This is a genomic window from Rathayibacter sp. AY1C1 (assembly GCF_002932105.1).
In the GTDB taxonomy this organism is placed as follows: Bacteria; Actinomycetota; Actinomycetes; order Actinomycetales; family Microbacteriaceae; genus Rathayibacter.
Genome location: NZ_PSWH01000001.1, coordinates 13,614 through 40,505 on the forward strand (window position 1 = coordinate 13,614; position 26,892 = coordinate 40,505).

Here is a 26,892-nt window from a genome sequence, read left to right on the forward strand (position 1 = left end):
GTCGTCCGTCCGTTGCGAACAGGAGCGTCCCCGCATGCCGACGTGGTTCCCGAGGAGCGGTGCCGCGGCGCTGCGCCCCCTGCGTCTGCTGGTCCGGAGGTCGCCTGCGGCCGTCTCGGTCGTCCTGGTCCTCCTGGCCGCGAGCGCGATCACGGGGACGCTCGTCGCCCCCGCAGGAGCCGAGACGACGGCCTGGTGGGCGGCGGGCCCGATGACGACCCTCGACGGCCGTCCGTGGACGGCGGTGACCGCCCTCCTGATCGCGGCGGACCCGCTGCAGCTGCTCCTGGACGTCGTGCTGGTGCTCCCGATGCTCCTCGCCGCGGAGCGCCGCCTCGGCTCGGCCCGCACCCTCCTCGCCTTCCTCGTGACCGGCGCCGTCGGGATCGTCGTCGGGTCCTCCGTGCAGTCGATCGGCGCTCTCGTCGGGGAGTGGTGGGCGGGCGACACCGTCGGCGACCACACCTTCGACCCGCTGATCGGCGCGGTCGGCGCCCTCATCGCCTCGACCGCCTTCATGGGCGCTCTGTGGCGTCGCCGCCTCCGGGTGACCGTCTTCGCCGTCGTGCTGATGTTCGTTCTCTACGCGGGCGACTCCGCCGACGCGTACCGGCTCCTCGCGGGCGGCGCGGGGCTCGTGCTCGGCGCGGTGCTCGCGCGGGGAGCGGCAGGGCTGCGTCCGCAGCGTCCGGCGCCGAGCTCGCACCGCGAGTCCCGGGGGCTGCTGGCGGCGGTCGTCGTCGTCACCGCGATCGGTCCGCTCGTCGCCGTCCTCTCGGACTCGGGCTACGGTCCGTTCTCGTTCCTCGGCCGACTGCTGCAGAGCGCCTTCACGGGGACGACGAACCTCGAGGACCCGTGCAGCCGCGCCCTCCGGCACTGCGCGCACCACGTGAAGCTGAGCCTGGTCGCCCCCGGGCCGATCCTGCTGACGTTCGTCCCGCTCCTCCTCCTGCTCGTCGCCGCCTACGGCCTGCGCTCCGGGCGCCGCCTGGGCCTGCTGCTGGCGGTCGGGGTGAACATCGCGATCGCGATCCTGGAGGTCTTCTCCCTCCAGCGCGCCGCCCGTCACCCCGAGTTCCTGTACTACGCCGAGTACCTGCTCTGGGTGGCGACGACGGTGCTGGTGCCGCTGGCCGTCGTGGCGATGCTCGTGATCGGGAGGAGGCACTTCCGCATCCGCGCGCCCCGTGCCGCCGCGAGGCTCTGGACGCGGGTCGTCGCCATCGCCTTCGTCGTGTCCCTCGGCGGCTACCTGGCGCTCTCGGCCGGCGTGCGCACGAGCTTCGAGCCGCTCCTGGGCCTCGGGAGGCTCCTCCTGGACGGGCTGCTGCGCTTCGTCCCGGTGAGCTTCCTCGGCGGCGCCGGACTGCTCGCCGTGCCGCGGGAGCCCGTTGCGCGGATCGTCTTCGAGTGGGTCGGCCCGGTGTTCTGGCTCGTGGTCGTCGTGGCGGTGGTCGCTCTGCTCCGGGCCACCGACGTGCAGCGGAACCGCGGCGACGAGGCGCGGTACCGCGCGCTCCTGTCCCTGCACGGCGCCGGCAGCCTCGGCCACCAGGGGACCTGGGAGGGCAACGCGCACTGGATCTCGGCCGACGGGACCGGCGGAGTCGCCTACCGGGTGATCGGCGGCGTGGCGATCACCCTCTCCGACCCCGCCTGCGCTCCCGAGCGGCGGGAGGACGTCGTGGCCGAGTTCGTGCGGTTCTGCGACGAGCGCAGCTGGACGCCCGTGTTCTACAGCATCCACGACGAGCTGCTCCCCGTCTTCGACCGGCTCGGCTGGTCGCGCCTCTCGGTCGGCGAGGAGACGATCATCGAGCTCTCCTCCTTCGAGCTCACCGGCAAGCGGTGGCAGAAGGTGCGCTACCCGCTCACGCGCGGCATCAAGCTGGGCATCGAGGCGCAGTGGACCAGCTGGCCCGAGCTCTCCCTCGGCATGGCCAACCAGATCGTCGACCTGTCGGAGCGCTGGGTCGCCGAGAAGGCGCTGCCCGAGATGGGCTTCACCCTCGGTGGCATCGACGAGGTCCGCGATCCCGACGTCGCCCTCCTGCTCGCGGTCGGACCGGACGGCGTGCTGCAGGGAGTGACGAGCTGGCTGCCCGTGCACAGGGAGGGTCGCGTGGTCGGCTGGACCCTCGACTTCATGCGCCGCTCCGACGACTCGATGCCCGGCATCATGGAGTTCCTCATCGCCTCCGCGGCGCTGCGCGTCAAGGAGGAGGGTACCGAGTTCCTCTCGCTCTCGGGCGCACCGCTCGCCACCGCACCGGTCGAGGAGGGGGAGGAGCCTCCGGAGCCGACGGTCCTCTCGCGCCTGCTCGAGTTCCTCTCGCGGACGCTCGAGCCGGCCTACGGCTTCACGTCGCTGTTCCGCTTCAAGGCCAAGTTCCACCCGCGCTACGCGGGCCTCTGGATGACCTACCCCGACGCGCTGCAGCTGCCTCGGATCGGAGCCGCGCTGGGTCGCGCCTACCTGCCGGACCTCTCCGCCGCGCAGGCGCTGGCGTTCGCGCGGGTGGTCGGGGCGAAGCCGGAGGAGAAGCCGTCCGAGGCGCCCGCGGCGAAGCCGGATGCTCCGGCCGCGAAGGCAGGCGCTCCGGCGGTGAAGGCGGGTGCTCCGGCAGCCGAGCCGGACGGTCCTGCGGTGAAGGCGGGTGCTCCGGCGGCGAAGGCGGATGCCCGGGAAGCGGAGCCCGATTCCGCGACAGGGGAGCCGGGTGCTCCGGCCGCGGAGCCGGCCGCTCCCGTCGTGCGACCCGATGCTCCCGCGGAGTCCGCTGCCCGACGGACCGGCCCCGGCTCCTCCGACTGATCGTTCCGCCCCTCCGCCCCGTGAGGAGGTGGGCGCAGCGGAACGCCGCGGCACGGACGGTCTCCCGTCTCCTGCCGCGGCGTCCGAGCGAGCCGGGTCAGAGCGGGATGTTGCCGTGCTTCTTCGCGGGCAGGTTGGCGCGCTTGGTGCGTAGCGCACGCAGCGCCTTGATGACGGAGACACGCGTCGCCGAGGGCTCGATCACGCCGTCGAGCTCGCCGCGCTCGGCCGCGAGGAACGGGCTCGCGACGTTGTAGGTGTACTCGTTCGCCAGGCGCGTCCGGACAGCTGCGACGTCCTCGCCGGCCTCCTCCGCCTTGCGGATCTCGTTGCGGTAGAGGATGTTCACCGCGCCCTGGCCGCCCATGACGGCGATCTCGGCGGTCGGCCACGCGAGGTTGATGTCGGCTCCCAGCTGCTTGGACCCCATCACGATGTACGCGCCGCCGTACGCCTTGCGCAGGATGACCGTGACCAGCGGCACGGTCGCCTCGGCGTAGGCGTAGAGCAGCTTCGCGCCGCGGCGGATGACGCCGGTCCACTCCTGGTCGGTGCCGGGCAGGTAGCCCGGGACGTCGACCAGGGTCAGGATCGGCAGCGAGAACGCGTCGCAGAAGCGGACGAAGCGGGACGCCTTCTCGCCCGCCTCGATGTTCAGCGTGCCCGCCATGGCGCTCGGCTGGTTCGCGATGATGCCGACGGAGCGGCCCTCGACGCGGCCGAAGCCGATCACGATGTTCGGCGCGAACAGCGGCTGCACCTCGAGGAAGTCGCCCTCGTCGACGATGTGCTCGATGACGCCGCGCATGTCGTACGGCTGGTTCGGGCTGTCCGGGATGACCGTGTCGAGGAAGCGGTCCGCGTCGGTCGTCTCGAGGTCGACCTCGGTCTCGAAGACGGGGACAGGCGACAGGTTGTTGTCCGGGAGGAAGGAGAGGAGCGTCCGCGCGTAGTCGAGCGCGTCGTTCTCGTCGCTCGCGAGGTAGTGCGAGACGCCCGAGATCTTGTTGTGGGTCAGAGCACCGCCGAGCTCCTCCATGCCGACGTCCTCGCCGGTGACGGTCTTGATCACGTCGGGCCCGGTGACGAACATCTGGCTGGTCTTGTCGACCATGATCACGAAGTCGGTCAGGGCGGGGGAGTAGACCGCGCCTCCCGCGGCCGGGCCGCAGATGATCGAGATCTGGGGGATCACGCCGCTCGCCGCGGTGTTGCGGCGGAAGATCTCGCCGTATTTGCCGAGGGCGACCACGCCCTCCTGGATCCGTGCTCCGCCGGAGTCGAGGATGCCGATGATCGGGACGCCGGTCTTCAGGGCGAGGTCCATCACCTTGATGATCTTCTCGCCGGCCACCTCGCCGAGCGAGCCGCCGAAGATCGTGAAGTCCTGCGAGTACACGGCGACCTGGCGGCCGTGGATGGTGCCGGTCCCGGTGACGACGGCGTCGCCGTAGGGGCGCTTCTTCTCCATGCCGAAGGCGTGGGTGCGGTGGCGCACGAACTCGTCCAGCTCGACGAACGAGCCCGGGTCGAGGAGGGTGTGGATCCGCTCCCGTGCGGTCATCTTGCCCTTGGCGTGCTGCTTCTCGATCGCCGCCTCGCCACTGGCCGTGACGGCCTCGTGGTAGCGGTTCCTGAGGTCCGCGATCTTCCCCGCGGTCGTGTACAGATCGGGCGCGGGACGTTCGGTGTTCGCGGTCACCCGCTCACCCTACCGGCGGGGCGGACGCCTCCTCTTGTCGCACTCGCACAGGGAGGGCCGCTCCCGACGGGAGGATCCGGACAAGGGCGGGCCGTCGCGCGCGGCGCTCGGAGCGGCCTCGCGGGAGCCGCCGCTACCGTGGCGGCATGCTCCTCCCGCTCTCCTCCGCCGTCTCCCCCCGCGTCCTCGCGCTCGAGTCGGCGGGGTCGACGAACGACGAGCTCCGCGAGCGGGCGGCCGCCGACCCCGCCGCGTGGCCGCACCTCTCCGTCGTCGCCACCGGCGACCAGCGAGCCGGGCGCGGCCGGCTGGGGCGCGTCTGGCAGGCGCCCGCGGGCCGCACCCTCGCGGCCTCGACTCTGGTCGACGCCTCCGCCCTCGGCGCCGAGGCCTCCGGCTGGCTGCCGCTCGTGGCCGGCGCCGCTCTCGCCCGGGCCCTCGCACCCCTCGTCGACGGGGACGTCGCCGTCAAGTGGCCCAACGACGTCCTGATCGACGGCCGGAAGGTCGCGGGGGTCCTCGCCGAGCGCCTGCCGGACGGACGGGTCGTCGTCGGCACCGGTGTGAACCTGCTGCTGACGGAGGCGGAGCTGCCGGTCCCGACCGCCACCTCGCTCGCCCTCGCCGGAGCACGGACGACGAGCGCCGACGAGGTGCTCGCCGCGTTCCTGACCGGATTCCAGGGGCTGCTGGCTCCGCTGCTCGCCCAGGGCGACGCCGAGGCCTCCGGAGCGGCCGCCGCCGTTCGCGCCTCCTGCGGCACCCTCGGAACGCGCGTCCGGCTCGAGTTGCCCGACGGCACGCAGGAGGAGGGGACCGCCGCCGCACTCGCCCCGGACGGCTCCCTCCTGCTCGAGCAGGGCGGCGCGCTGCGCTCGTTCACGGCCGGCGACGTCACGCATCTGCGCTCCTGATGGCCAGGACCGACCCCGCCGACCGCGAGCTGGCGCGGCTGACCCCGCGCGCCCGCCGGGCGGTCGCACCGGTCGTCGGTCTCCTCCTGCTCACCTGGACGGGCTTCTACTTCGCCGCGCAGTTCGAGCTCGCCCTGCAGCGCTGGATCATCGGGCTCGGCACCGCACTTCTGGTGCTTCTCCTCTGCGCTCCCGGGATCGCGGGCTGGGCGAGCGTGCGCTACCGCGTCACCGCCTCCGGCCTCAGCGCGCGCCGGGGCGTGGCGTCGATCCGGCGGGCCGAGGTGGTCTTCGATCGGAGGATGGAGGTCGTGGTCGAGCGCTCCCTCGGCCAGCGCCTCGCCCGGTGCGGGGACGTCCGGATCCTGCAGGCGGGAGCCGAGGTGTTCGTGCTGCGGGACCTGCCGGATCCGGAGCTCACGGCCGACCTGCTGCAGGAGGCGATCGGCGCGGCTCCCGCTCTCGAGCCGGAGTGGCCGCCGCCCGCGTGAGCGCGTCGGGGCCTCGGTAGCATGGAGCCGCCCCGCGCCAGCGGGCGGAGACGGAGGAGCGCCATGCGCGTCGGCGTGATCGGGGGCGGCCAGCTCGCCCGGATGATGATCCCCGCGGCGGTGGAGCTCGGCATCGAGATCGCCGTGCTCGCCGAGAGCGAGGGCGCCCCGGCGGGCCTGGCCGCGACACGGGTCGGCGACCACCGCGACGAGGCGACCGTGCTCGCCTTCGCCGAGACCGTGGACGTGGTCACGTTCGACCACGAGCACGTTCCCCAGCCGATCCTCCGCGAGCTCGTCGCCCGCGGCGTCGCCGTGCACCCCGGGCCCGACGCCCTGCTGTTCGCCCAGGACAAGCTGATGATGCGGCGCCGCCTGACCGAGCTCGGCGTGCCCGTGCCCGAGTGGGCCGAGGTCTCCTCCGCCGAGGAGCTGGGGGAGTTCCTGGCCGAGCACGGCGGCAGCGCCGTGGTGAAGACCGCGCGCGGCGGCTACGACGGCAAGGGCGTTCGCGTGGTGCGCGGCGCCCACGAGGCGGACGACTGGTTCACCGCCCTCGCCGAGGACGGCCGGGGCGGCTCGCTCCTGGTCGAGGAGCTGGTGGGCTTCCGCCGCGAGCTCGCGCAGCTCGTCGCTCGGCGCCCCTCCGGCGAGAGCATCCTCTGGCCGGTGGTGGAGTCCGTGCAGCGCGACGGCGTCTGCGCCGAGGTGATCGCTCCGGCCCCCGCGTCCGCCGGCCGGCTCGCAGCCGCCGCGGCCGAGATCGCGCAGACGATCGCCGACAGCCTGGAGGTCACCGGCGTCCTGGCCGTCGAGCTGTTCGAGACGACGGACGACCGGATCCTGGTCAACGAGCTGGCCATGCGCCCGCACAACAGCGGCCACTGGACGATGGACGGATCGACCACGTCGCAGTTCGAGCAGCACCTGCGCGCGGTCCTCGACCTGCCGCTCGGCGCGACGGGCTGCCGCGACCCGTGGACCGTGATGGTCAATGTGCTCGGCGGCCCGGTGGGGGAGTCGCTGACCGACCGCTACCCGCGGGTGCTCGCCGATCACCCGGGTGTGAAGGTGCACAACTACGGCAAGGAGCCGCGACCGGGCCGCAAGGTCGGGCACGTGAACGCCACCGGCGACGACCTCGACCTCGTGGTCTACGAGGCTCGCGCGGCGGCGGCCGTTCTCACGGACTGACCCGTACGATGGTCGCCGTGACGAGCCTGCCGACCTCCCCGACCCCTGCCGGAGCCCTCTCGTGAGCGCGGACGCGCTCGTGAACGGGCCCGCGCCGCTCGTCGGCGTCGTGATGGGCTCGGACTCGGACTGGTCCGTCATGCAGGCGGCGTCCGCCGTCCTCGCCGAGTTCGGCGTGGCGCACGAGGTCCGCGTCGTCTCCGCGCACCGCACCCCGGAGGCGATGATCGCGTACGGACGCGAGGCCCGCGGCCGCGGCCTGAAGGTCGTCATCGCCGGGGCGGGCGGAGCCGCCCACCTCCCCGGCATGCTCGCCGCCGTGACCTCGCTCCCCGTCGTCGGAGTGCCGGTCCCGCTCGCCCGACTCGACGGGCTCGACTCCCTCCTCTCGATCGTGCAGATGCCCGCGGGCGTCCCCGTCGCCACCGTCTCCATCGGCGGAGCGCGGAACGCCGGACTGCTCGCGGTGAAGATCCTCGCGACCGCGGACGACGCCCTCTCCGCAGCGCTCGACGCCTTCGCCGCCGACCTCGAGGTGCAGGTCGCCGCGAAGAACGACGCCCTGGTGGCGGGCCTGTGACGGCCGTCGCCCTGCCGCTGCGGCACCCGGACGTCGCCTCCCGCGCCTTCATGACGCGGCGGGCGTGGTGGCTGCTGATCGTCAACCTGCTGGTGCCCGGGTCCGCTCAGGTCCTGGCGGGCAACCGCCGGCTCGGGCGCCTGGGGCTCGGCTTCACCCTCGGGCTCTGGGTCGCCCTCCTGGTCGCGGTGCTCCTCTACTTCGTCTTCCCGACCGGCCTCTACACGCTCGCGACCTTCGACCTCTCGATGCTCGCGCTCCAGGCCGCGCTCGTCGTCTACGGGGTGGTCTGGGCCGTGCTGACGCTCGACACCCTCCGCCTGATCCGCGTCGTCCGGGTGCGCCCGCGGATGCGCGGAGTGCTCGCGTTCGCGACGATCGCGCTGATGGCGGTCTCGGTCGGCACCACCGCCTACGGCACCTACCTGCTCGGCGTGACCCGGGGGACGCTGTCGTCGATCTTCGGCGGTGGAGCGATCGAGCAGCCGATCGACGGCCGCTACAACGTGATGCTCCTCGGCGGCGACGCGGGAGAGGACCGCGACGGTCTGCGCCCCGACAGCATCTCGGTGGTCAGCATCGACGCGTCGAGCGGCAAGGCCTCGATCATCGGCGTCTCGCGCGAGTTCGTCGACTTCCCGTTCCCCGAGACCAGCCCGATGCACGAGCTCTACCCCGACGGCTACGACACCGACAACTGCGCCGTCGACGTCTGCAAGCTCAACTCGGTCTACACCGAGGTCGAGCTGAAGCACCCGGAGCTCTACCCCGACGCCGTCGACCACGGCAGCGAGCCCGGCATCGAGGCGATGCGCGACGCGGTCGAGGGCATCCTCGATCTGAGGATCCAGTACTACGCGCTGATCGACATGGAGGGCTTCGCCCAGCTGATCGATGCGCTCGGCGGCATCGACATCGACTACGTGGCCGACGAGCCGCTGCCCCTGGGCGGGCTGCCCGACTCCGACGGCGTGATGCAGGGCGTCAACCAGTGGATCGATCCCGGGCACTGGCACTTCAACGGCGAGCAGGCCCTCGCCTACGCCCGGTCTCGCTACACCACGAGCGACTACGACCGGATGGCGCGCCAGCGGCAGGTGCAGGAGGCGCTGCTCGCCCAGTTCGAGCCGGGCAACGTCCTCGCCAAGTTCCAGGACGTCGCGTCCGCCGGGTCCCAGGTCATCAAGACGGACGTCCCGCAGGGGATGCTCGGCTACTTCGTGCAGCTGGGGCTCAAGACGAAGTCGCAGCCGGTGGATCCGATCGAGCTGGTCCCGCCGGCCGTCGACCCGGAGGACCCGGACTACGACGTCGTGCACTCGCTGGTGAGCGCCGGACTGTCGGGCGACTCCGCGCCGTAGACGGCCGGGTGCCGCACGCCTCAGAGGTCGGCGTGCAGCGCCCAGACGCGCTCGGCGGAGTCGCGCCAGCTGAAGGCGCGGGAGCGGTCGCGGCCGGCCACCGACATCCGCTCGCGCAGCCCGGTGTCGGCGAGCACGCTGCTCATGGCGAGGGCGAGGCGGTCCGGGTAGTCCTTCGCGTCGCCGCGCTCGACGGCGACGCCGGCGTCCGCGGCGACCTCCATCAGCGCGGGGTCGTCGGAGTGCACCACCGGCACTCCGAAGTGCATCGCCTCGAGCACGGGCAGGCCGAAGCCCTCGGCGATGCTCGGGTAGACGAAGAGGGTGGCCCGGGAGAGGACGACGGCGAGGTCGGCGTCGCTGAGGACTCCCAGGGCGCGCACGCGCGTCTCGTCGAGGCCCTGCTCGTCGGCGACGGAGGCCACGTCGAGGTCGCCCCAGCCGGTCGGGCCGACCAGGAGCAGCGGGATCGCCGGCGCGGACGCTCCTCCGAAGGCCGCGATCAGCGAGACCAGGCCCTTGCGCGGCTCCAGCGTGCCGACGCTCAGCACGTACTCCGGGGGGAGGCCCAGCGCCGTGGCGCGCTCGTCGGCGTCCTCCGGGACGACCAGGCCGGAGCCGACGGCTCCGCCGATCACGCGCAGTCGATCGCCGAAGTCCATCAGCTGGGAGAGCTGGTGGGCGACCGCGTGAGTGGGGACGACGACGGCGTCCGCGTGCTTGCGGGCGCGCTTGGCCATCGCCCGGTGCCACTTCGCGCCGTGCGGGGTGAGGGTCTCGGGATGCGTCCACGGCACCGTGTCGTGGATCGTGACGGCGATCTGCTCGCCCTCGCTCCCGTCGTGGCTGCGCAGCGGGGCGAAGAGGCTCGGGGCGTGGATCATGCCGCCGCCGGCCGGGATGGCGATCCCGTACTGCCAGGCGCGCGAGAGCTCGCGGCGCCCGAGCGGCAGCCGGTGGATGCGCGCGAGGCCGGGCAGGCGCAGGCGCAGCTCCTCCTCCTTCTCGGGCGGGTGGGCGGAGACGACGGCCTCCACCTCGCAGTCGCGGGGAGCCGTCGCGATCAGCTCGCGGGTGAGCTCCTCGGTGTAGCGGCCGATGCCGCCGGGCACGCGGGCGAGCATCTGGTCGACGACGACGCGGAGAGTGGTGGTCACGGGGTCACCGCCTCGAGGGGTGCGGCGGCGAGCGCGTCCTGCCAGGAGCGCAGCGGCGGCAGGCCCGCCCGGCTCCAGCCGTCGTGTCCGAGGACCGAGTAGGCCGGACGCGGAGCGGGGCGGACGAACGAGCCGCTGTCGGTCGGGCGCAGGCGCTCGGGATCCAGGCCCGCCTTGGCGAAGACGGCACGGGCGAAGCCGAGCCAGGTCGTCTCGCCGGAGCTGGTGCCGTGGTAGACGCCGGCCGGGGCCTCCGCGTCGACCAGCTCGATCAGGCGCGCGGCGAGGTCGGCGGTCCAGGTGGGCTGGCCGTGCTGGTCGTCGACCACGGTCAGCGTCTCGTGCGCGCCCGCCAGTCGCACCATCGTCTTAGCGAAGTTGCCGCCGTGCTCGCCGTAGAGCCAGGCCGTGCGGACGACGTACCCGCGGTCCGGGTTGGCCTCGAGCACCAGGCGCTCGCCCTCGGCCTTCGTGCGGCCGTAGGCCGAGATCGGGTTCCGGGGGTGGTCCTCGGAGTAGGGGGTCGTCGCGGAGCCGTCGAAGACGTAGTCGGTGGAGACCTGCACGAGTGCGGCTCCCGTCTCGGCGGTGGCGAGGGCGAGGTTGCGCGCTCCGACGGCGTTGACGCGGTGCGCCTCCTCCTCGTCGGTCTCGGCGTCGTCGACGCAGGTGTACGCGGCGCAGTTCACCACGGCGTCGTGTCCCGCGACGGCGGCGCGCACGGCGTCGAGGTCGGTCACGTCGAGGTCGGAGCGGCCGAGGGCGGTGCTGGGGCGGGAGCCGAGGGCCGCGCGCAGGTCGGTGCCGAGCATGCCGGAGGCGCCCGTGATGAGGAAGGTCACCTCCTCATCATGCCCGAGCGGTCCGTCGGCCGACGGTCGGCGCTCCGGCACGCCGCCGGGTGGCGCAGAGAGGCGTCGCGGGCCCGTGACACGCCGTCGTTAAACTGGCGACCGTGCAGATCCGAGAGCTCGACATCCCCGACGTCTACGAAGTGACTCCGCGCCAGTTCCCCGACGATCGCGGGGTCTTCTACGAGTTCTACCGCTTCGACCGCCTGGCCGAGAAGGTCGGGCACCCGCTCTCGCTGCGGCAGGGCAACACCTCCGTCTCGCGGCGCGGCACCGTCCGCGGCATCCACTTCGCGCAGATCCCGCCGTCGCAGGCCAAGTACGTCTCGTGCTTCTCCGGCGCGGTCCTCGACTACGTGATCGACGTGCGCGTCGGGTCGCCGACCTTCGGGCGCTGGGAGTCGATCCTGCTCGACGACGTCGACCGCCGCTCCGTCTACATCGCCGAGGGCGTCGCGCACGCCTTCGTGGCGCTGACCGAGGGCGCCGTGGTCTCGTACCTCGTGAACGCCACCTTCGACCCGGTGCGGGAGAAGGGGATCGACCCGCTCGACGAGCAGATCGGCCTGCGCTTCCCGGAGGAGGCCGGCGAGCTGCTCCTCTCACCGAAGGACACCGACGCACCGACGCTGGCCGAGGCCGAGGCGCAGGGCCTGCTGCCGACCTGGGACGAGGCGCGGGCCTTCTACGCGGAGCTCGACTCCGCGTCCTGACCGCCGATCCGGCGGACGGGCCGCCCGGCGCCGGCCAGGCGGCACGCCCGACCGGACCGGATCAGCTCTTCGAGCGCAGGCGCATCAGCGCGACCCGGGCGCCCAGCCCGGCGCGCACCGCCGCACGGATCGGCGCCTGGTACCAGGCCCCGTACTTCTGCGCGAGGTAGAGGTAGGCGCTGCGGTGGTGGACCGCGAGCATCCGCGCCGAGGCCAGGCGGGTGGAGTGCCCGCCGAGGTGGGAGACGACCGCGTCGGCGAGGTAGACGTTGGTCCACCCGCGCTGTCCGAGCGAGTCGCCCAGCTGGACGTCCTCGAAGTACATGAAGTAGCGGTCGTCGAACCCGCCGATCTCCTCGAAGGCCGTGCGGCGCACCATCACGCAGGCGCCGGAGAGCCAGCCCGCCTCCATCCGGCCGTGGCGGAGGGTCTCGACCGCGCGCGAGCGCCGGTAGGTCGCCGACCACGGGTTGCCGGGCCAGACGTGGGCGAAGACGGCGTGCCCGACGCCCGTGCCGAGCGAGGGCAGAGCGCGGGCGGAGGGGTAGATCGTGCCGTCGGAGTCGAGGATCCGCGGCCCGATCGAGCCGATCCGGTCGTCCGCCGTCGCGGCGTCGTAGAGGGCGTCGATCGAGCCGGGGAGGAAGACCGTGTCCGGGTTGGTCACCAGGATCCACTCCACTTCGGGCCCGAGGCGGTCGACCGCGTAGTTGACGGCCCGGCCGTAGCCGAGGTTCTGCCCGGTCTCGTGGAACTCGACGTGGGGCAGGCGCTCGACGACGCTGCGGACGGAGTCGTCCGTGGTCAGGTTGTCGACCACCACGATGCGCACGTCGTGCTCCGTCGCCTCCGGCACGGACTCGAGGCACGCGCGGAGGACCTCACCCGAGAAGTGGGTGACGACGACGACCGCGATGGGCAACGTCGAGCGGGCGATGGGAGCCTCCGGGTGGTGCGGCGTCGACGGGAGGAGTGCCCCGTCGGAAGAACTCGACGAGGCTAGCACGCGGCTCGAGCGGGGCCCGGGAGCCTACGGCCCTCAGCGGACGATGTCGACGGGCTCGGTGCTGACGGCCACGGCGGCGGGGGAGACCGTCTCGATCGCGGGCAGCGCATCGTGCGCCGGACGGCGGAAGACGACGAACTTGTACATGCAGAAGTTCCACACCAGTCCCACGAGGACGGCGACGGCCTTGGCGATGTTGATCGCGAGGAAGGCGTTCTCGCCGGAGCTGGGGAGGAAGAGCAGCGAGTTGCCGAAGCGGGTGTCGAAGAAGACCTCGAAGCCGTAGATGATCGCCGACTGCAGGACCAGCGAGCTGAACCCGGTGACGAGGAAGAACTTCGCGAACGTGGCGACCGAGACCCTGCCCGGGTGGCGGAAGACGAAGAAGTGGTTCAGCGCGTACGAGATCGTGATGCCGACCAGGACGGAGAAGACGTTGGCGACGAGGGTCGGCAGACCGAGCAGGAGCACGAGCGTGTTGAGGATGAGGAAGTCGATCGCCGTGTTGGTGCAGCCCGCGATGAGGAAGCGGACCTTCTGCGATTCGAGGAGTCTCTTCATCTGCGGTGCTCTTTCCCGTCCCCCTCTGGCGTCGATGCCCGACCGTCGGGCTCCGACGGGCGTCCATCGGGGCAGGCGAACAAGGGGTGAACCGCCGTGCACTGTCGTCCATCGTAACCGTGGACCCCTGCCGGGCGGTCGAACAGCCGGTGCCATGTTCCTGAGAGAGTGCGCGGACGGGGCGGCGGGCCGCGGGGCGCGCTCGGAGGCTCGCGAGCACCGCCTCGTTATACTCGCAGGGCTCTCACCGGTCAGCCGGTGCACCGGAAGAACGGATCCTCCCCGCCTCATGCGCTCCCTCGCCGTCGTCGTCCCCACCTACAACGAAGTCGCGAACATCGCGACGGCGCTGCCGCGGGTCGCGCTCGCGGCGTCCCGCAACCCCGACTTCCACGTGACCGTCGCCGTCATCGACGACAGCTCCCCCGACGGCACCGCGGACCGCGCGCGCGAGCTCGCGGCCGAGCTCGGGTCCGACACCTTCGAGGTCCTCGTGCTCTCGCGCGAGAAGAAGGAGGGGCTCGGCGCGGCGTACATCTGGGCCTTCCAGCACCTCCTCGCGGCCGAGCGCCGCTACGACTACCTGCTGCAGATGGACGCCGACCTCTCGCACGACCCGGACTACATCGACGCCTTCCTCCGCGAGGTGCGCGCGGGCGCCGACTTCGTGGTCGCCTCCCGCTACATCGCCGGCGGGGGCACTCCCGACTGGACGCTCGACCGCAAGCTGCTGAGCGGTGGCGGCAACCTCTACACGCGCCTCTTCCTCGGCTCGAAGATCACCGACTGGACCGGCGGCTTCAACCTCTTCAGCGCGGACCTCCTGCGCACCCTCCACCTCGAGACGATCCGCGCAGCCGGCTACGGCTTCCAGATCGTGCTCAAGTACCGGGCGCTGCGCCGGGCCCGCGGAGTGAAGGAGATCCCGATCGTCTTCCTCGACCGCACGGTCGGCAACTCCAAGATCCCGAGCGACACCCTCCTGAAGAACCTCCTGCTCGTCCTGGCCATCCGGTTCGGCGGGAAGCACCGGTGACGGCGGGTCCGACGGGATCCCCTCGGACCCGGAGGGCCCTCCTCGAGCTCGCCGCCCTCGCCGTCGTCGTCAGCGGGACCCTGCTCGTGCTCGGATTCATGGTCGGCACGCCGTGGCGGCCGCTGCTCTTCCGCGACGGCGACTCGCTGGCGCTGCCGCTGATCCTGCAGTCCTTCGCCGAGGGCCGCCCCGCGGCGTGGGTGATGACGAGCCAGCTCTTCCTCTTCCCCGAGCTCCCCGTCTTCGGCGTCGCGTGGCTGCTGACCGGTGGCGATCCCGCGGCGGCGCTCGCGGTCAACGCCGTGCTCAACGTCGTCCTCCTCTACGGCGTGCTCCGGATGCTCGCGCGACGGCTCGTCGCGGACCGGCACCGCCGGCTGCGGCCCGCGGCCGCGCTCGCCGGCATCGCCGTGCTGCTGGTGCTCTGCTTGACGGAGGGCCGCGCGCTCAACAACGAGGGGGCCCTGGCGACCACCTTCCTCCTCACGACCTACTACTACGGCGCGGTGCTCACAGGCCTCGCCGGGCTCGCCGTCGCCCTGGGCGCGCTGCGCGAGCGCCGTCCGGCGGCGCGTCCGCTGCTCCTGGTCGGAGCGGCCGTCGCCGCGACGACCCTCTCCGATCCGCTCCTCCTCGTGCAGTTCGTCGGCCCCCTGCTGGTGGTCCTCGTCGTGCTGCTGGTGCTCGCTCTCGCTGCTCCCCGAGCGGTGCTGATCGTCGCGGGAACGGTCCTCGGGGCCGCCGCGCTCGGGGCCGCGCTGCGGATACCGCTCGGCTTCCTGATCGGGACCGACGCCGGCGGGTACCTCCGGCTGCCGCTCGCCGGGACGGCCCTGGACGACCTGATCGTGCAGTTCCTGGTGCTGAAGGCGCCGCTGATCGGCAAGCTCGAGGTGGCGCTGCTGGGTCTGCTGCTGCTGGCGGCCCTCGCCGTCGTCGTGGCCGGTGTCGCCCGACTGGCGCGGGGAGCCGCCCTCGACGAGGCGGCCCGTGCGCGCTTCGCGGTATGCGCGTTCCTGCCGGCGCAGACGGCGGTGCTCCTGGTGGTGCAGGTCTTCACCGGCAGCTCGGTCAGCCGCTACCTGATGCCGATCCCGGTGACCGCGACCGTGGTCGTGATCGCCCTGATCGGCCCCGCGGCGGCGCACCGGCGTGCTGCGGGCGCGCGGCTGGCACCGGTCGTCCGCGTCGTCGCTCCGCTGGCCGCCGCAGGCCTCGTCGTCGCCGCCGTGCCGGCCACAACGGCGGTCGCCTCCGCGGCGGCCGAGGCGCGATCGGACCCGGACGCCGACTGCCTGGAGCGCTGGATCGACGGCCGCGAGCTCGCGGGCGTCGGCTCGTTCTGGTCCACGCGGCCGCTGGACCTCTACGGGCCGGCCTCGCTGCACGTCCAGCAGGTCAACTTCGACTTCACGGTGCAGCTGTGGATGAACAACCTGAGCGACTACCGCGACCGGCAGTACAGCTTCGTCCTGGCCGACCGCTCGCCCGACTGGGCGGGGCTCGCGCGCGGGACGCTCGGCGCTCCCTCCGATATCGTCGCCTGCGGGGGGTTCGACATCTACGACTACGCGGGCACCGACGGCGAGACCGAGCTGAACCGGATCGTCCAGACCAGCGTGGAGGAGCAGCGCCGTGAGCGCGGCTACTGACGTGCGCGGCCCGCGGACGGCGAGTCGGCGGCGCCGGACGCTCGTCGAGCTCGGATGGGCCCTCGTCGCCGCCCTCGTCTCGGTCGTCGCCGCCGTGCTCGCGCTCGGGATCGGGCCGCAGGACCTGACGGCCCGCTGGACCGTGGGCGGCGACGACCAGATCCTGCACTACACGCTCTTCACCAGCGCCACGCAGGCGTTCCCGTTCGACGGCAACGCAGCGCTCGGCTTCCCCGACGGGTTCAACGCCTTCTTCAGCGCGCAGTTCGACGTCGCCTCCGCCCTCGCCGTGTCGGTCCTGGCCCTCGTGGTGCGCGACGGGACGACGCTCCTGAACGTCTTCTACCTGGGCACGTTCGCGACGGTCGCCGTCACCGGCTACGTGTTCTTCCGCGCCCTCCGCACGCGGCCCTGGGTCGCGGCGTTCTCCGCGGTCCTGCTGTCGCTGCTGCCGTACCACTTCCTCCGGATCGGATTCGGCCACGCGTTCCTCGCCAACTACTGGGCGATCCCGCTCCTGGGCGTGATGGTGCTGATGGTCGCCGGACCGCGCACCGATCCTCTCCGAGCCTGGGCCGAGCGGGGCGCGACGCGGAGGAGCCGCGTACTGCGCTCCGTCGTCCCGGGAGTCGTGCTCGGGCTCCTGGTGGCGAGCACGGGCGGCTACTACTACGTCTTCGCGGTCCTGGTCCTCGGAGCGACCTGGGCGGTGAGCACGGCCGCCGGGCTCCTCTCCCGCGAGCGGCTGCGCGTGCTCGCGGTCTCGTCGGTGCCGATCCTCGCGCTCGGCGTGTTCGTCGGGCTCTCGCTGCTGCTGCTCTCGCTCGACTTCGGGGAGCGCTACAGCCCGTACTTCACGTCGCGGACCGTGGGGGAGTCGGAGGCCTACGCCGGCAAGCTCGTGCTGCTGGGCCTGCCCTGGTCGGGGACCGGGCTGCCGCAGGGGTACGGCCTGCTCAACACCTACGCGGGCCAGTCCGGCGTGGCGCCGACGACGGAGCCGCCCGGGTTCTCGATCCTCGCCAGCGTCGCGCTCCTGATCACGCTCGTGGCGCTCCCGATCACCGCGCTCGGCGGCGGACGGGCGCTCCGTGCGACCGCGGTCGGCCGGTTCTTCTCGGACGCCCGCGTGCGCGTCCTCGCCGTGGCGACACTGGCCGCGCTCCTCTTCTACACGGTGACGGGCCTGGGCGTCGTGGTCTCGCTGGTGGCGGGGCCGACGATCCGTGCGTGGGCGCGGATGTCGATCGTCATCGCGGTCCTCGTCCTCGGCGTGCTCGCACTCCTGCTCGATCGGATCACGGCCCGTGGCGGTGTCCGGATCCTCGTGGCGGCGCTGCTCGCCGCCGTCGCCGTGGTCGATCAGCTGGCCGGAGTATCGGCCGCGGTGCCGATCGCTCCGACCGACGACTCCGAGATGCGCTCGTTCGTGTCGGAGGCCGACGCGCAGCTGGACGACGGCTGCGGAGTGGTGGAGCTCCCCCTGAAGAGCTTCCCCGACAGCGGGCGGGTCGGAGCGCTCTCCGACTACGACGAGGCACTGCCCTACCTCGCGACCGAGGAGGGACGCCTCCGCTGGAGCTACGGGGCGGTGGAGGGCACCTACGGCTGGGACGTCTGGGGCGACGTCGACGACCCCGCGGAGTTCGCCGACGCGGTGGCGGGCAGCGGCGCCTGCGCCGTCTACGTGGACACAGCCGGCTACACCGACGACCCCGACGGCTGGCGGGCCTACGTCGAGGCGGCGACGGGGGACGTCGAGCCCGAGGTCGCCTCCGCCTCCGGGCGCTGGCTGCTGTTCACGACCCGGCGCTGATCAGCGGTCGTCGAAGGCCAGCTCGAGCAGGCGCCGGGCGGTGCGGTCCCACCCCGGGATGGGCTCCGGTGCGAGTCGCCGGGGACGGCGCAGCGCCTCTCCGATCGCGGCCGACCACCCGGTGCGGTCCGCCGGGTCGATGAAGACGGCGGTGGACTCCCGCCCGGCGAGCGCGTCGCGGAGGCCGGGGATGTCTGCCGCGAGCACCGGAGTGCCGCAGGCGACGGCCTCGAGGGCGGGCAGGCCGAAGCCCTCGTGCCAGGAGGGCATGGCGACGGCGTCGGCGCCCGTGAGCAGGGCCGGCAGATCCTCGTCGGCGACGTACGAGGAGGCGAAGCGCACGTCGGCTCCTGCGGCGACCGCGCGGGCGACGGCGGAGTGGACGTCCTCGTTGTCCCAGCCGTCCCCGCCGACCAGGAGCAGGGTGTGGTTCTCCGGCCGCTCGGCCTGCCGGTACGCGTTCACCAGGGTGACGAGGTTCTTGCGGCGCTCGATCGATCCGACGAAGAGCAGGTAGGACCCGAGCCCGTGCTGCGCGCGGACCCGCGCCACCTCCTCCTCCCCGCGGGCATGGAAGAGGTCGGCGTCGATCGTGGTCGGCAGCACGCGGACGCGCTCGGGAGCGACGTCCAGAGCGCTCTCGACCTCGGCTGCGGAGGACGCGGTGCCGGTCAGGACCAGATCGCTGCGCCGGATCCACCGGGGCACCGACCGCGACAGCAGCTCTCGGCGCTCGCGCGGAACGAGCTCGGGCATCACAGCGAAGCAGACGTCGTGCACGAAGGTGAGCGAGCGGGAGCGGGCGAGCGGCCAGCTCCGGAAGTTCGGGAAGAAGTAGGCGCCACGGCCGAGCAGGAGGTCGATCCCGGGCGCGGGCAGTCGGGTCAGTGCGCTCCACACCGGCCGGGGCAGCGGCACCGGTCGGACGCGCAGCGTACGGAAGCCGAAGCGCTCGAGCGAGCCGGCCTCGCTCGCCGGCACGACAAGGAGCACCTCGACGTCTGCGGCGGTCGCGTCGGTGTCCAGGGCGTGCAGCAGGCCGAGCAGGACGCGGCCGACCCCGGTCAGGCGCGGCGCCGCGAGGGCGGTCGCGTCGACCAGGAGGCGGCGGCGCCGCGCGGTCACGGCCTGCTGAGGCGGACGGTGGAGTCGATGTCGACGACGCCGTCGTGCACGGAGGCCCGCTCGACCGTGAAGGTCGCGGCGACCGGGATCCGCATGGTCTCGCCCTGCGAGAAGGTGGCCGAGGAGGCGTGCACGGCGTAGTTGCCGGCGCCGAGGTGCAGGTCGGGGAGGGTGAAGGTGACCGTCATCTCACCGTCGACCGCGCTCAGCGGCGTGCCGATGCGCTCGGTGTTCGTCCCGAAGACGCGCTGGCCGAGGGGGGTGTCGATGCCCATGCCGATGTTCCAGTCGTCGACCGGGCGGCTGGTGCGCACCGTGACGTCGAACTCGAGGGTCTCGCCGCTGCGGACGACCGTGCCGCCGTGCTCGATCGATCCGCCGCGCAGTCGGCAGCCCAGGATCTCGATGAGCTGGGGGGCGGGCTCGTCCGCGGCCTCGGCGGCCTCGGCCTCGCGCTCCTGGCGGGCGGCCCGACGGTCCTCGAAGCTCTCGCGGAGGACCTGGAGTCCCTCGGAGGTCTCGCCGTCGAAGACGACGGTGCCCTTCTCGAGGACGATGGTGCGGTCGCAGAGCTCGCCGACCTGCTCGAGCGAGTGGGTGACCAGCACGATGGTCTTCCCCGCGCGCTGGAAGGCGCGGATGCGGTCCATGCACTTGCGCTGGAACGGCTCGTCGCCGACGGCGAGCACCTCGTCGACCAGCAGCAGGTCGGGATCGGTGTGGATCGCGATAGCGAAGGCGAGCCGCACGTACATGCCCGACGAGTAGAACTTGACCTGGGTGTCGATGAACTCGGCGATCTCGGAGAAGTCGACGATCGAGTCGAACTTGCTGTCCAGCTCGCTGCGCGAGAGTCCGAGGATCGCGCCGTTGAGGTAGACGTTCTCGCGCCCGGTGAGGTCGGGGTGGAAGCCCGCTCCGAGCTCGAGGAGCGCGGCGAGGCGTCCGCGGCGCTCCACGGTGCCGGTCGTCGGCTGCACGATGCCGCCGATGAGCTTGAGGAGCGTGCTCTTGCCCGATCCGTTCGCGCCGATGAGGCCGACGGTCGAGCCCAGTGGGATCTCGAGGTCGACGTCACGGAGTGCCCAGAACTCGTCGCGGTGCTTGCGCCCGCGGCCGAAGTTGACGATCCGCTCCTTGAACGACTTGTCCTTGCGGATGACGAAGCGCTTGGAGGCGTTGCGCACCCGGACGACGGTCGGGGTGCCGGAGGAGGCGGGCACGGACTCCTGCTTGCTGGAGAGGGTCACGATCAGATCTCCTGGGCGAAGTTGCCCTCGAGGCGGCGGAAGATCCGGTGGCCGATCCACACGAACACCAGCCCGACGACGAGGACGATGAGAAGGCGCAGCTCCATGTCCGGCGGCCACACCTGGGGGGCGATCTCGTTGCCGTCGATGATGCTGACGCGCGAGCCGTCTCCCCAGATCGCGCGCTGGAAGGCGAGGATCGCGTTCGAGATCGGGTTGATCAGGTAGAGCTGCTCGGCCCAGCCGTGGCCCGCTCCGGTGGAGGCGGCGACGACGAAGTTCCACGCGTAGACGATGGGGGAGAGCCAGAAGAAGATCTGCAGCCCGACCTCGACGAGGAACTGGACGTCGCGGAGGTAGACGTTGAGGGCCGAGAGGGCCAGGGCCAGCGCGAGGCCGTACACGAGCACGATCGCCAGCGCGGGCACGATGTAGAGGAGCTGGACGCCGAAGATCAGCGAGCCCGTGAGGACGGCTCCCGCGATCAGGACGACGAACTGCACACCGAAGTTGAAGAGGGCCGAGCCGATGGCCGCCACCGGGAAGATCTCCCGCGGCAGGTACACCTTCTTGATCAGTCCGCCGTTGCCGAGGATCGACGTGGTGCCCGCGGTCACGATCTCGCTGAACAGGCCCCAGAGGGTGAGCCCCGAGAAGACGAAGATCGCGAAGTTCGGGACGCCGCGAGAGGCCCCGAGGATCTGGCCGATCGCCACGTAGTAGATGAGGAGCATGATCAGCGGCCGGACGAGGCTCCAGACGAAGCCCAGGCTGCTGTCCTTGTAGCGCGACTTCAGCTCGCGCCCCACGAGCAGGCGAAGCAGCTCGCGGTGCCGCAGGATCTCGGCGAGGGAGGCGACGAAGCCGCCCGAGCCGCCGCCGACGGCCGACGTGGTGCCGGCGATCTGGAACGGCTCGTCGGCGATCGCGCGCGCGCGATCCACAGCTTTGCTGGGCATGGAACTCCAAGCTCTCGGCCTCCGCCGGGCGACGGACCGCATCATTATACGTGCGGCCCACCCTGGAGCCCCCTGGCTGGCGTGCCGGTGCGCGGCGCATGACGGGTAGTCTTGCTCCCGCTCGCCGACTGAACGACACGAACGAGGTGTTCGCCATGCCCACGCAGCCTTCCGACGTCCCCCTGGACCCGGCGCCGCAGAGCGCTGGGGACCCCGCCCCCGTCCTCGGCGGCACGGGCGAGGACGCTCCTCCCGCTCCCGACCCGAGCCTCGAGTCGGCCGTCGGCGACGCCGCTCCCGCAGCCGTCCCGGCCGAGCCCGCTCGCACATCCGGGGTTCCCGTGGAGCCCCGTCTCGCCGAGCCCGAGTCCCCGGACGAGGAGCTCGCCCGCCTGCGCGCGCAGGTCGACTCCCTCCTCAACGACCCCTTCGACGAGTGGGTCGAGCGGATCCAGGTGGGCGGAGTGACCGCCTCCGGCTTCGAGCGCACCCTCTCCTGGCGGGTGACGAAGCCGCTCCGCCTGGTGCGCACCTTCCAGATCCGCGTCGAGCAGCTCGGGCTGTCGGGCGCCGTCGGCCACAGCGCGCGCTTCGTGAAGCGCCGCCTGTCCGGTCGGGCGCGATGAGCGACCGGTCGCAGGTCTCGGCCGCCGGCGCGGCCGCCGCGCGCGCCCACCGCACGGAGGCGATGCTGCAGCGCCTGGAGCAGATCGGCGCGCTCCTCTTCGACGAGGAGCGCCGCGCCTCGCTGCGCACCCGCGGGCCCGGCCCGTACCTCGACGAGGTGGCCCGCGAGATCCGCTCGCGCCAGGACGACGAGCTGACCTGGGTCGCGCTGGTGTCGTTCACGGCCGCGTACCCGACGAGCGAGCTGTTCGACTGGTTCCGCCGCGCCCTCGAGCTCGCCCCCGAGGAGGCGGCGCTGCGCATCTTCCTCGAGGCGGGCTCCCGCACCGCGACCGGGTTCGCCGATCTGGACGCCCGCGTCGAGGTCGTCACCGGGGCCGTCCTGATCGACGTCGACTTCCCCGCCCGCCACGGGCACAACACCGGCGTCCAGCGGGTCGTGCGCCAGACCGTGTCCCGCTGGGACGCCGAGCACGAGATCGTCCCGGTCGCCTGGGTCCACGGATCGATGTCCTTCCGGCGCCTGAGCGCGATCGAGCACGAGCGCGTCGTCGACTGGTCCTCCGCCGGGCGGCGCGACTGGGAGCACGGCGATCCGGAGCGCATCGAGTTCGTCGTGCCCTACCGCAGCGTCGTCGTCATCCCCTCGGTGCCCGACTACAACCAGTGCGGGCCGCTCGCGGCCCTCGCCGAGTACTCCGGCAACGAGGTCGTCGTCCTCGGCCACGACGCGATCCCCGTCGTCAGCGCCGACACGGTGCCGCCGGAGGAGACGGTGCGCTTCGTCAACTTCCTCTCCGTGGTCAAGCACGCCGAGCGCGTCGCCACGGTGAGCGCCGCGGCCGCGCTGGAGTTCGAGGGCTTCGTGCGCGCGCTCCCCGCTCAGGGCCTCACCGGCCCGACCGTCGTCCCGGTCCCGCTGCCCGTGGAGCTCCCGGACGGCCTGCGCTCCGAGGGCCGGAGCGCGTCCGGCCTGCCGCTCGTGCTCTGCGTCGGCAGCCAGGAGCCCCGCAAGAACCATCTCGCGGTGCTGCACGCCGCCGAGGTCCTCTGGCGCGAGGGCCTGCGCTTCCGCGTCCGCTTCATCGGCGGGGCCAACCCCTGGGCGCACCAGGTCTTCGATCCCCGCGTGCGCGAGCTGGTCGCCGCCGGACGCCCGGTCGAGGTGCTCCGCGGAGCCGACGACGACGTCCTGATCGCGAGCTACCGGGAGGCGCTGTTCCTGGCGTTCCCGTCGCTGCACGAGGGGTACGGCCTGCCGGTCGCCGAGGCGCTGTCGATCGGGCTCCCCGTGCTGACCTCGCGCTACGGCAGCACGGCGCAGATCGCCGAGCACGGCGGATGCGTCCTGATCGACCCGGAGTCCGACGAGGAGATCACCGACGGCATGCGCCGCCTGCTGACGTCGCCGGAGCTCGTCGACGAGCTCCGCCTCGAGGCGGCAGAGCGGCCCGAGCGCACCTGGGACGACTACGCCCGGGAGCTGTGGGCCGCCCTGATCGGCCCCTCGGCCCTCATCGAGCACGAGGAGGCGCCCCGTGCGCTCTAAGCAGTACCTGGTCGACCGTCTCGCCACCCTGGTGCGCACCCTGGCCCCCACTGTGGAGCCGCTGGGCAGCGTCGACGCCCTCACCGGACAGCTGAGCGTTCTGCTGCCCGCCCCCACCGACCGCGAGGTCTGGCTGGTGCTCGCCGTCCTCCGCGGCACGCTCCCGCGCCGGGAGGACGTCGTCGACGGCCGTCGCCGGGCCCGGCTGGACGGCACCGCCGGTCTGCTCACCCACGCCGCGTCCACCATCGCCTCGAACCGGGTCTTCGCCCGCTTCCACCACCCCGAGGTCGAGGTGGTCGTCGGCGCGGTCGTCGTCGACGTGCACCACACCGCGCGCACGGGGCTGGCCACGGGCATCCAGCGCGTGGTGCGCCAGAGCCTCGTCCGCTGGACGCGCGACCACGAGATCCTGCTCGCCGGCTGGGACTCGACCCACGAGTCGCTCGTCATGCTCACCCCGGAGCAGAGCCGGAACGCCGTCTCGGGCGACGTGCCCGACGCCGCCGAGGACCGCTCCCGCGTGATCGTCCCGTGGCAGGGCACCTACCTCCTGCCCGAGCTCGCCGTGGAGGACGAGCGGACGTCGCGCGTCTCCGCCCTGGCCGAGTTCAGCGGCAACCGCACGGGCACCATCGGCTTCGACTGCGTGCCGGTCACCACCGCCGAGACGGCGAGCACCGGCATCAGCGCCGCCTTCTCGCGCACGCTCGTCGCCGTGTCGCACATGGACCGCATCGCGACCATCTCCGAGGCGGCCGCGACCGAGTACTCCGGCTGGCGCCACATGCTCGGCAGCGTCGGGATGCAGGGGCCGGACATCCGGCCGATCCTGCTGCCCTCGCAGCCGGAGAGGGTCTCGGACGAGGAGCTGGCCACCGCCGCGCGCTCGCTGGTGACCGGTGACCTCCCGCTCGTCGTCTGCGTCGGCAGCCACGAGCCGCGGAAGAACCACCTGGCGGTGCTCCAGGCCGCCGAGCTGCTCTGGCGCCGGGGCGTGCGCTTCAGCCTGGTCTTCATCGGCGGCAACGCCTGGAGCAGCGCCGAGTTCGAGTACCGACTCGAGGTCCTCGAGGGCCAGGGCCGTCCGGTCCGCTCGCTCTCCAAGATCACCGACGCGCTGCTCTGGAGCGCTTACCGCCTGGCCCGGTGCACCGTGTTCCCCTCGATCAACGAGGGCTACGGTCTCCCGATCGTGGAGTCGATCTCGGTCGGCACCCCGGTCGTGACCTCCGGATTCGGCAGCATGCACGAGGTCTCCGCCTCGGGCGGCGCACTGTTCGTCGATCCGCACGACGACCACGACATCGCCGCGGCCCTCGAGCGGCTGCTGACCGACGACGAGCTGCACGCGCGGCTCTCGGCGGAGGCGCTCGCGATCGACGGCGGCACCTGGGACGAGTACGCCGCCCGCGTCTGGTCGTACCTCGTCGAGGGCGAGGGCGTCGACGAGCGGGCCCGGGCCGAGCAGTCGGACGCGACCGCCTAGGCGTCCTCGATCCACCGCGTGCAGAAGGCCCCCGCTCCAGGAGCGGGGGCCTTCTGCACGCGGTGCGCGCGGCTCAGCGGGAGCGGCGCGCCAGCTCGAGGTCGTTCTCGACCATGCGGGCGACGATCTCCTCGAAGCCGACGGTCGGCGCCCAGCCGAGCACCTCGCGGGCCCGGGAGGCGTCCCCGCGCATCTCGGGGGCGTCCACGGGGCGCGCGAACCGCGGGTCGATCGTGACCCGCTGCTCCCAGTCGTCGATGCCGGCCGCGGTGAAGGCGGCACGGACGAAGTCGCGGACCGAGTGCGCGACTCCGGTCGCCACGACGTAGTCGCCCGCCTCCTCGGCACGCGAGGCGCGCACGAGGGCGTCCACGTAGTCGGGGGCCCAGCCCCAGTCGCGGCGCGCGTCGAGATTGCCGAGCGAGAGCTCCGACTCGGCGCCCGTCGCGATCGCCGCGACTCCGGCGGTGATCTTGCGGGTGACGAAGCCGAGCGGCCGACGCGGCGACTCGTGGTTGTAGAGGATGCCGGACGAGGCGTGGAGCCCTCGGCCGCGGTAGACCGCGACGAGGTGGTGCGCGAACGCCTTCGCGGCTCCGTAAGGGGAGACGGGGCGGATCGGGGTCCGCTCGGTCTGCGGGTTCTCGGTCGCGGCCCCGAAGATCTCGGAGGAGGAGGCCTGGACGAAGCGGACCTCCCGGCCCGCCGACTCCTGGAGCGCCAGCGAGGCCTCCAGGAGCGCGGCGACCGCGGTGCCGGTCACCTCGGCCGTGAGCACGGGCTCCTTCCACGAGAGCGCGACGGAGGAGAGGCCGGCGAGGTGGAAGACCGTGTCCGGCTGCGCCTCCGCGACGATACGGCCGAGGCCGGAGGCGTCGCGGAGATCGCCCTCGAAGGCGCGGACGGCGGCGGGAAGAGCGGCGTCGTCGGTCCCGCGCACGAGCGCGGAGACCTCCCAGCCGTCGGCGAGCAGGCGCTCGACGAGGTAGCCCCCGTCCTGACCGCTCGCTCCGGTGACGAGAGCGGCAGGCATGACTACTTGATCAGCGCGAACTGCTCGGCGAGGTCGTTCTCGACCATCATCGCCACGAGCTCGGGGAACGAGACCTTCGGCTCCCAGCCGAGGACGTCGCGCGCCTTCGCCGGGTCGCCGATCAGCAGGTCCACCTCGGCGGGACGCATGAACGCGGGGTTCTGGGTCACGTACGGGGTCCAGTCCTCGATGCCGACGTGGTTGAAGGCGATGTCGAGGTACTCGCGGATCTCGTGGGTCTCGCCGGTCGCGACCACGTAGTCGTCGCCCTCGGGCTGCTGCAGCATGCGCCACATCGCGTCGACGTAGTCGCCGGCGAAGCCCCAGTCGCGCTTCGCGTCGAGGTTGCCGAGCTCCAGCGTCTCCTGGAGGCCGAGCTTGATGCGGGCGACCGCGAGGCTGATCTTGCGGGTGACGAACTCCGGGCCGCGGCGGGGCGACTCGTGGTTGAAGAGGATGCCGGAGGAGGCGTGCATGCCGTACGACTCGCGGTAGTTGATGGTCATGTAGTGGCCGAAGACCTTGGCCACTCCGTAGGGCGAGCGCGGCCAGAGCAGCGTCTCCTCGCTCTGCGGGACCTGCTGGACCTTGCCGAACATCTCGGAGGAGGAGGCCTGGTAGAACTTCACGCGCGACATGTCGGAGCCGGCGTAGAGGCGGGTCGCCTCGAGGATGTTGAGGACGCCCTTGCCGGTCACGTCGGTGGTGAGCGACGCGTTCTCCCACGAGTAGGCGACGAATGAGATCGCACCGAGGTTGTAGACCTCGTCGGGCTGGGCGGCGGCGAGCACGCGCACCAGGCTCGACACGTCGGTCAGGTCGCCGGTGAGCAGGGTCACCTCGGGCACGGTGCGGCGGACCAGCTCGTACTTGGGGTTGTTCTGCCCGCGGACGAGCCCGAAGACCTCGTAGCCCTTCGAGAGGAGGAGCTCGGCGAGGTAGAGGCCGTCCTGGCCGGTGATTCCGGTGATCAAAGCGCGGGGCACGTGGTGGTCCAATTCGTCGGGG

General features: G+C 72.4%; 23 protein-coding genes. 13 read left to right on the forward strand and 10 right to left on the reverse strand.

All coding sequences use genetic code 11. From position 1 onward, the window contains the following. Window positions 1-34 precede the first annotated feature (34 nt). Window positions 35-2,818: a DUF2156 domain-containing protein gene (locus C5C71_RS00065; protein ID WP_181065609.1), complete on the forward strand. Its 2,784-nt coding sequence runs from the start codon at window positions 35-37 to the stop codon at window positions 2,816-2,818. A gap of 97 nt (window positions 2,819-2,915) precedes the next feature. Here C5C71_RS00065 and C5C71_RS00070 read toward each other — a convergent pair whose 3' ends face one another. Then, the gene (locus C5C71_RS00070; RefSeq protein ID WP_104336889.1) at window positions 2,916-4,520 is read right to left on the reverse strand and encodes an acyl-CoA carboxylase subunit beta; all 1,605 of its coding nucleotides are present in this window, start codon (window positions 4,518-4,520) and stop codon (window positions 2,916-2,918) included. Window positions 4,521-4,666: 146 nt separating this feature from the next. On the opposite strand from C5C71_RS00070, the gene C5C71_RS00075 reads away from it, so the two are divergent. The 5 genes from C5C71_RS00075 (at window position 4,667) to C5C71_RS00095 (ending at window position 9,060) form a co-directional block, all read left to right on the forward strand. Beyond that, on the forward strand, window positions 4,667-5,434 hold the full coding sequence (locus tag C5C71_RS00075; RefSeq protein ID WP_104336890.1) for a biotin--[acetyl-CoA-carboxylase] ligase: 768 nt from the start codon (window positions 4,667-4,669) through the stop codon (window positions 5,432-5,434). Continuing rightward, window positions 5,434-5,925 (forward strand): PH domain-containing protein, encoded by a 492-nt coding sequence (locus C5C71_RS00080; RefSeq protein ID WP_104336891.1) that lies wholly within the window; start codon window positions 5,434-5,436, stop codon window positions 5,923-5,925. The genes C5C71_RS00075 and C5C71_RS00080 overlap by 1 nt, the downstream gene beginning before the upstream one ends. Before the next feature lie 63 nt (window positions 5,926-5,988). Beyond that, window positions 5,989-7,119 carry a 5-(carboxyamino)imidazole ribonucleotide synthase gene (locus tag C5C71_RS00085; RefSeq protein ID WP_104336892.1) on the forward strand — a complete coding sequence of 377 codons (1,131 nt, stop codon included), beginning with the start codon at window positions 5,989-5,991 and terminating at the stop codon, window positions 7,117-7,119. A 112-nt stretch (window positions 7,120-7,231) separates the two neighbouring features. After that, window positions 7,232-7,699 carry a 5-(carboxyamino)imidazole ribonucleotide mutase gene (gene purE, locus C5C71_RS00090; RefSeq protein ID WP_104249647.1) on the forward strand — a complete coding sequence of 156 codons (468 nt, stop codon included), beginning with the start codon at window positions 7,232-7,234 and terminating at the stop codon, window positions 7,697-7,699. Next, window positions 7,696-9,060: an LCP family protein gene (locus C5C71_RS00095; RefSeq protein ID WP_258062765.1), complete on the forward strand. Its 1,365-nt coding sequence runs from the start codon at window positions 7,696-7,698 to the stop codon at window positions 9,058-9,060. Before purE ends, C5C71_RS00095 begins: the two co-directional genes overlap by 4 nt. A 20-nt stretch (window positions 9,061-9,080) precedes the next feature. Here the strand turns inward: C5C71_RS00095 and C5C71_RS00100 are convergent, their stop codons facing one another. Together C5C71_RS00100 and rfbD are read right to left on the reverse strand one after the other, a co-directional pair. Beyond that, window positions 9,081-10,217: a glycosyltransferase family 1 protein gene (locus tag C5C71_RS00100; protein WP_244229467.1), complete on the reverse strand. Its 1,137-nt coding sequence runs from the start codon at window positions 10,215-10,217 to the stop codon at window positions 9,081-9,083. Further along, on the reverse strand, window positions 10,214-11,059 hold the full coding sequence (gene rfbD, locus C5C71_RS00105) for a dTDP-4-dehydrorhamnose reductase (RefSeq protein WP_104336893.1): 846 nt from the start codon (window positions 11,057-11,059) through the stop codon (window positions 10,214-10,216). The genes C5C71_RS00100 and rfbD overlap by 4 nt, the downstream gene beginning before the upstream one ends. A gap of 113 nt (window positions 11,060-11,172) precedes the next feature. On the opposite strand from rfbD, the gene C5C71_RS00110 reads away from it, so the two are divergent. Next, window positions 11,173-11,781: a dTDP-4-dehydrorhamnose 3,5-epimerase family protein gene (locus tag C5C71_RS00110; protein ID WP_104225468.1), complete on the forward strand. Its 609-nt coding sequence runs from the start codon at window positions 11,173-11,175 to the stop codon at window positions 11,779-11,781. Between the two features lie 61 nt (window positions 11,782-11,842). Here C5C71_RS00110 and C5C71_RS00115 read toward each other — a convergent pair whose 3' ends face one another. Together C5C71_RS00115 and C5C71_RS00120 are read right to left on the reverse strand one after the other, a co-directional pair. Then, window positions 11,843-12,703, reverse strand: a complete 861-nt coding sequence (locus C5C71_RS00115) for a glycosyltransferase family 2 protein (RefSeq protein WP_258063627.1) — start codon at window positions 12,701-12,703, stop codon at window positions 11,843-11,845. 117 nt (window positions 12,704-12,820) lie between these two features. Beyond that, complete coding sequence (locus tag C5C71_RS00120) at window positions 12,821-13,348, reverse strand: GtrA family protein (protein WP_104223158.1); 528 nt, start codon at window positions 13,346-13,348, stop codon at window positions 12,821-12,823. Window positions 13,349-13,637: 289 nt separating this feature from the next. On the opposite strand from C5C71_RS00120, the gene C5C71_RS00125 reads away from it, so the two are divergent. From C5C71_RS00125 to C5C71_RS00135, 3 genes are read left to right on the forward strand one after another with little or no spacing between them, the layout of a single operon-like run. Further along, window positions 13,638-14,384 (forward strand): polyprenol monophosphomannose synthase, encoded by a 747-nt coding sequence (locus C5C71_RS00125; protein WP_104223157.1) that lies wholly within the window; start codon window positions 13,638-13,640, stop codon window positions 14,382-14,384. Further along, the gene (locus C5C71_RS00130; protein WP_104324138.1) at window positions 14,381-16,036 is read left to right on the forward strand and encodes a hypothetical protein; all 1,656 of its coding nucleotides are present in this window, start codon (window positions 14,381-14,383) and stop codon (window positions 16,034-16,036) included. Before C5C71_RS00125 ends, C5C71_RS00130 begins: the two co-directional genes overlap by 4 nt. Beyond that, window positions 16,020-17,852 carry a hypothetical protein gene (locus tag C5C71_RS00135; RefSeq protein ID WP_146084378.1) on the forward strand — a complete coding sequence of 611 codons (1,833 nt, stop codon included), beginning with the start codon at window positions 16,020-16,022 and terminating at the stop codon, window positions 17,850-17,852. The genes C5C71_RS00130 and C5C71_RS00135 overlap by 17 nt, the downstream gene beginning before the upstream one ends. On the opposite strand, the gene C5C71_RS00140 is transcribed toward C5C71_RS00135, so the two are convergent. Genes C5C71_RS00140 through C5C71_RS00150 form a run of 3 tightly spaced genes read right to left on the reverse strand, consistent with a single transcriptional unit; the run spans window position 17,853 to window position 21,186 of the window. Continuing rightward, a complete protein-coding gene (locus tag C5C71_RS00140) occupies window positions 17,853-18,977 on the reverse strand; it encodes a glycosyltransferase family 1 protein (protein WP_104336895.1) in 1,125 nt (374 codons plus the stop codon). It abuts the gene before it with no gap. Further along, window positions 18,974-20,227 carry an ABC transporter ATP-binding protein gene (locus C5C71_RS00145; RefSeq protein ID WP_258068537.1) on the reverse strand — a complete coding sequence of 418 codons (1,254 nt, stop codon included), beginning with the start codon at window positions 20,225-20,227 and terminating at the stop codon, window positions 18,974-18,976. The genes C5C71_RS00140 and C5C71_RS00145 overlap by 4 nt, the downstream gene beginning before the upstream one ends. Window positions 20,228-20,229: 2 nt before the next feature. After that, window positions 20,230-21,186 (reverse strand): ABC transporter permease, encoded by a 957-nt coding sequence (locus C5C71_RS00150; RefSeq protein ID WP_104223153.1) that lies wholly within the window; start codon window positions 21,184-21,186, stop codon window positions 20,230-20,232. A 155-nt stretch (window positions 21,187-21,341) separates the two neighbouring features. On the opposite strand from C5C71_RS00150, the gene C5C71_RS00155 reads away from it, so the two are divergent. From C5C71_RS00155 to C5C71_RS00165, 3 genes are read left to right on the forward strand one after another with little or no spacing between them, the layout of a single operon-like run. Beyond that, a complete protein-coding gene (locus C5C71_RS00155) occupies window positions 21,342-21,812 on the forward strand; it encodes a hypothetical protein (RefSeq protein ID WP_104283350.1) in 471 nt (156 codons plus the stop codon). Continuing rightward, complete coding sequence (locus C5C71_RS00160) at window positions 21,809-23,362, forward strand: glycosyltransferase (protein ID WP_104232816.1); 1,554 nt, start codon at window positions 21,809-21,811, stop codon at window positions 23,360-23,362. The genes C5C71_RS00155 and C5C71_RS00160 overlap by 4 nt, the downstream gene beginning before the upstream one ends. Further along, entirely contained in the window at window positions 23,352-24,851 is a 1,500-nt protein-coding gene (locus C5C71_RS00165; protein ID WP_104335165.1) for a glycosyltransferase family 1 protein, read from the forward strand. Before C5C71_RS00160 ends, C5C71_RS00165 begins: the two co-directional genes overlap by 11 nt. 73 nt (window positions 24,852-24,924) lie before the next feature. Here the strand turns inward: C5C71_RS00165 and C5C71_RS00170 are convergent, their stop codons facing one another. Next, window positions 24,925-25,884 (reverse strand): GDP-mannose 4,6-dehydratase, encoded by a 960-nt coding sequence (locus C5C71_RS00170; RefSeq protein WP_104223149.1) that lies wholly within the window; start codon window positions 25,882-25,884, stop codon window positions 24,925-24,927. A 2-nt stretch (window positions 25,885-25,886) separates the two neighbouring features. Next, window positions 25,887-26,870 (reverse strand): GDP-mannose 4,6-dehydratase, encoded by a 984-nt coding sequence (locus C5C71_RS00175; protein ID WP_181065610.1) that lies wholly within the window; start codon window positions 26,868-26,870, stop codon window positions 25,887-25,889. Window positions 26,871-26,892: the final 22 nt, after the last annotated feature.

Bases quoted from the DNA above. Each gene is read 5' to 3' on its own strand.
- C5C71_RS00075 (WP_104336890.1), top strand. From the start codon at position 4,667: ATGCTCCTCCCGCTCTCCTCCGCCGTCTCCCCCCGCGTCCTCGCGCTC.
- C5C71_RS00150 (WP_104223153.1), bottom strand. From the start codon at position 21,186: ATGCCCAGCAAAGCTGTGGATCGCGCGCGCGCGATCGCCGACGAGCCG.
- C5C71_RS00120 (WP_104223158.1), bottom strand. From the start codon at position 13,348: ATGAAGAGACTCCTCGAATCGCAGAAGGTCCGCTTCCTCATCGCGGGC.
- C5C71_RS00065 (WP_181065609.1), top strand. From the start codon at position 35: ATGCCGACGTGGTTCCCGAGGAGCGGTGCCGCGGCGCTGCGCCCCCTG.
- C5C71_RS00160 (WP_104232816.1), top strand. From the start codon at position 21,809: ATGAGCGACCGGTCGCAGGTCTCGGCCGCCGGCGCGGCCGCCGCGCGC.
- C5C71_RS00125 (WP_104223157.1), top strand. From the start codon at position 13,638: ATGCGCTCCCTCGCCGTCGTCGTCCCCACCTACAACGAAGTCGCGAAC.
- purE (WP_104249647.1), top strand. From the start codon at position 7,232: ATGGGCTCGGACTCGGACTGGTCCGTCATGCAGGCGGCGTCCGCCGTC.
- C5C71_RS00155 (WP_104283350.1), top strand. From the start codon at position 21,342: ATGCCCACGCAGCCTTCCGACGTCCCCCTGGACCCGGCGCCGCAGAGC.
- C5C71_RS00085 (WP_104336892.1), top strand. From the start codon at position 5,989: ATGCGCGTCGGCGTGATCGGGGGCGGCCAGCTCGCCCGGATGATGATC.
- C5C71_RS00080 (WP_104336891.1), top strand. From the start codon at position 5,434: ATGGCCAGGACCGACCCCGCCGACCGCGAGCTGGCGCGGCTGACCCCG.
- C5C71_RS00170 (WP_104223149.1), bottom strand. From the start codon at position 25,884: ATGCCTGCCGCTCTCGTCACCGGAGCGAGCGGTCAGGACGGGGGCTAC.